Genomic DNA, 3,520 nt, shown 5'->3' on the forward strand with positions numbered 1-3,520 from the left:
CAGTTACAGGACTATTTTAAATCGATTTGAAACAACGGTTAGGAATTGGGAATCATGGAACTATATTGCATTTATGGTAATTCTGCTAAGGAAATGTTTGAGAAAAGAAAAGTTTAAATCACTTCGATATAAAAAAGTGCTTTCTGGTATTTAATAAGCATACTTTAAGAAACCTTCTTCAAATACATCATTGTTATAGCCGTATATGGTTCTATTCTTTTCATCAACACAGAAAGCATATAATAAAATATCTAACTCATATTTGGCGACAGAGCGCCCGGAATAGTCATACACTTCTATAAAGCACCCGTCTTTTTCTCTAGGACATCGTATGTAAAAGTAATCTTTGCATGCAACTATTTCTCGTTGGTGGAATTTCGTTTCTTTAACATTTCCTATTAATATGTGAGGGGTAATCTCGTTACCAATAAGTCTTTTGTGGAGTTTCATGTCGTTTATCCCATAAAAATCAATTTGTTTTTTGTAGGTGTAAGCATAAACAATCAGAGAGTCATTAGCTGCTAAATACCCCTTGTTCTCATCAAAAAATATCTCTTTGTGTGTTTCTTGTTCAATAACAATTTCTTCTTCTGTTGACTGTTGAGATTTTAAGTTCGCTTTTTTTATGTCAAGCTTATTGGGAAACGTAGTGTATATCAATAATGAGTCATTGACTATATTCATAAAATTTGCTATTGGAATAGAGGTAGGTAGTGTAATTTCTTTTTCAAGGATTAGTTGATTGTTGGTATCTAATGTAAAACATTTAATAATGAAAGGATTGTATCCGAAAATATAAATTTTTTCAGAAGTACTTTTGCAGAAGGAAGGAGGAAGCTGAAATTCGTTCTCTGCTCCTCCCCTCCTCCCTCCAGTGTAAATGCATTGTACATCCGGAAGTGAATACTGATACAATGTCCTGTCACTATTTCTTGAATCTGTTACAAATATATTATTTTTTTTCACTTCTATTCCATCGATGGCAAACACTTCGTTCACTCTTACTTTTTCAGCTTGAAGCGTTTTTTGTTCACGAAATGGTTCTATTTTTTGTGTGAGCGTTAGCTCTTGCATACTATTTTGCGTTGCACATGCTGTAAGCAATGCATAGATTGATAGTAAATAGATATATTTTTTCATGATGGATATTTATTTCTTTTAATATATTATTTGTGACCCAGCGCATACAGCATTGCCCATATACATAGTTGCCTTTGTTGTACGACAGCCATCACATTTTGTGACATACGTTGATGGTTCGTCAGGTAGGAATGTTGAGCTGGCATAAAAATAGCAAGTTTTAAACTTAATAGGTTCGTCATGGTCGCTTTCAGATGATGCTAAAGCCTCTATGTTGAGACGTGCAATATCTGTTAATTCATGATTTGAATCATGGATTATAAACATGTTGTAAAGTAATACTGTCAACATAGCTGAGACTATTGTTAGCCTGTAGATTGTTTTTTTCATTGTATATTATTTAATCGTTATACTTTTGCATAAAGTTTCAACATCAGAGTGTGGAATAAGGCCGATGTTTCATTAGTCATAAAGACCGTGAAGTATGTTTCGCCCCCACACTCTTACATCAGAAACCGGATAGTTCAATGGGCTTTTGACCCCGCATTCGCAATGATGGCTCACGATGTAGAGATGTTGTATAATAAAAGTTTTAGACTATGACCTACGTTGGAATCGATGTCAGCAAGGCGACCTTCGTTGTCGCTTATTCGTCCGCCAAGACAGGCTGGACAAAAACATTTAAAAACACAGTAAAAGGTGTACATGAGTTTATACAGGCCGTTTCAGCGGCAGAACACCATTGCGTTCTGGAAGCAACAGGCAATTATAGTGCGTTGCTCGTCTATCTGCTTTCCGAAGCCGGGATAACCGTCAGCCTTGAGAATCCGCTGAAGGTAAAGAACTTCGCCCGTGCCATGCTCACCGTCACCAAGACGGACGAGATTGATGCCCGTCTGATAGCTCTGTACGGCGAGAGGATGCAACCGGTTCCTTACAAGCTGCGCAGCGATTCAATACTCATCCTGAAGCAGAAACGCACGGTGCTACGGCAGCTCAAAAAGCAACTTGTGGCAACACGTAACCTAAAAGGCTCACTTGAAGTCCTTCCTTCTTTCGACCCCGAATGCAAGAAAACCATCGAAAAGACGATTACTTTCCTGGAGAAGCAAATCAAGGCAATGGAAGAGACGATTGCTTCCCTGGCACAAGGTGAGTACAAGAAGCAGATGGACCTGCTCACCTCCATCAAGGGTATCGGTGTCACACTGGCAGCCGCACTCATCGTAGCCACCGGTGGGTTCACCTACTTTGATAATGCCAAGCAACTGACCCGTTATCTGGGTCTGTCGCCTACTTACCAACAATCCGGTACGTCAGTCAATGTCAAAGGTCACATCAACCGAAACGGGGATTCAAACCTCAGAAGCCAACTCTATGTGGCGGCATTCTCATCACTCAGGTGCAATTCCGAGTGCAAGGCGTGTTTCGACCGTTTGCGGTCTAACGGCAAGCCCGGTAAGGTGGCGGTCGTTGCGGTCGCCAACAAACTTCTAAGGCAAGCCTTTGCAGTGGTCACGCAAGGGAAACCGTATGTCGATGGGTTCAAGTCCGAAAGACCATAAATACTCATCTGCGGAGGGAACGCCATGCGGCAAGGGGCTGAGCAGGCAGCCCCGACGAGCTTTCCATACACGATAACCTGCATGATTATGCTAATTATCGTTAACCGGATTCAATTTTCTTATTATAGTTCATTTTAGTATAATTAACGATTAATAATTTTCAAGTTTAAAGGTTATAGTTCGCATTTGCAATAGTCTCATATATGTTTTGCAACATTTTTACAGTTCGCATACTTTTATTTCCATAAAAAAGACACGATTTCGGATAACGTTACAAATATTGCTGTCCCATTAAAATCTAAAGGAGTTCTTTGAAATATTTGAAATTTAGTTAGTTACATCGATTTTCCGAGCGAACGGACTTGAATTTGTAGCTTTGCATCAGATTAATCCGATGGCATATGTTCCAAGACAAATACGTTTTCGCTCAATTGGCTTCATTTATGAATCGAAGTAAGTTTAACCGCATAGTCACCAAGTATGATGGCGACAATGTGAAGCACTTCACCTGCTGGAATCAACTACTTGCTTTGATGTTTGGTCAACTTTCTAATCGTGAAAGTCTGCGAGATTTGATAGTTGCTCTTGAAGCTCATCATTCCAAATGTTATCATTTAGGAATGGGTAAAAATCATTAGTGTCCCATTAAAATTGGGACACTAATGCGTTACAAAGATTAGTCCAACTAATCAACTAATAGAAGTGACTTAATCATACTGTTTCTAAGACATTTTCATCAGAAATATAATGATTATTTTCTTTTACTTTTGATTTCATTACGAAGTGATTTAAACTAATTGATCCAATGAGAAACAGCGTACTAATAGCTAAAATTGTTATATTATGGGTGAGCAAACTCATTCATAACAACATCC

3 protein-coding genes and 1 pseudogene are annotated in these 3,520 nt (G+C 38.6%); 2 read left to right on the forward strand and 2 right to left on the reverse strand.

Annotated features, from left to right (window positions below; translation table 11 throughout):
• Window positions 1-150: 150 nt before the first annotated feature.
• Entirely contained in the window at window positions 151-1,140 is a 990-nt protein-coding gene (locus EV202_RS14775) for a BF3164 family lipoprotein (RefSeq protein ID WP_131927595.1), read from the reverse strand.
• Window positions 1,141-1,158: 18 nt separating this feature from the next.
• Window positions 1,159-1,470 carry an NVEALA domain-containing protein gene (locus EV202_RS14780; protein ID WP_131927596.1) on the reverse strand — a complete coding sequence of 104 codons (312 nt, stop codon included), beginning with the start codon at window positions 1,468-1,470 and terminating at the stop codon, window positions 1,159-1,161.
• 209 nt (window positions 1,471-1,679) lie between these two features.
• On the opposite strand from EV202_RS14780, the gene EV202_RS14785 reads away from it, so the two are divergent.
• Both EV202_RS14785 and EV202_RS14790 read left to right on the forward strand, forming a co-directional pair.
• The gene (locus tag EV202_RS14785) at window positions 1,680-2,645 is read left to right on the forward strand and encodes an IS110 family RNA-guided transposase (RefSeq protein WP_131927597.1); all 966 of its coding nucleotides are present in this window, start codon (window positions 1,680-1,682) and stop codon (window positions 2,643-2,645) included.
• A gap of 401 nt (window positions 2,646-3,046) precedes the next feature.
• Window positions 3,047-3,274: pseudogene (locus EV202_RS14790) on the forward strand (DUF4372 domain-containing protein); the annotation flags it as partial.
• Between the last annotated feature and the right edge of the window lie 246 nt (window positions 3,275-3,520).

Origin of the sequence: Prevotella heparinolytica (genome assembly GCF_004342845.1) — a bacterium.
GTDB classification, from domain to species: Bacteria; Bacteroidota; Bacteroidia; order Bacteroidales; family Bacteroidaceae; genus Bacteroides; species Bacteroides heparinolyticus.

Bases quoted from the DNA above. Each gene is read 5' to 3' on its own strand.
- EV202_RS14780 (WP_131927596.1), bottom strand. From the start codon at position 1,470: ATGAAAAAAACAATCTACAGGCTAACAATAGTCTCAGCTATGTTGACA.
- EV202_RS14775 (WP_131927595.1), bottom strand. From the start codon at position 1,140: ATGAAAAAATATATCTATTTACTATCAATCTATGCATTGCTTACAGCA.
- EV202_RS14785 (WP_131927597.1), top strand. From the start codon at position 1,680: ATGACCTACGTTGGAATCGATGTCAGCAAGGCGACCTTCGTTGTCGCT.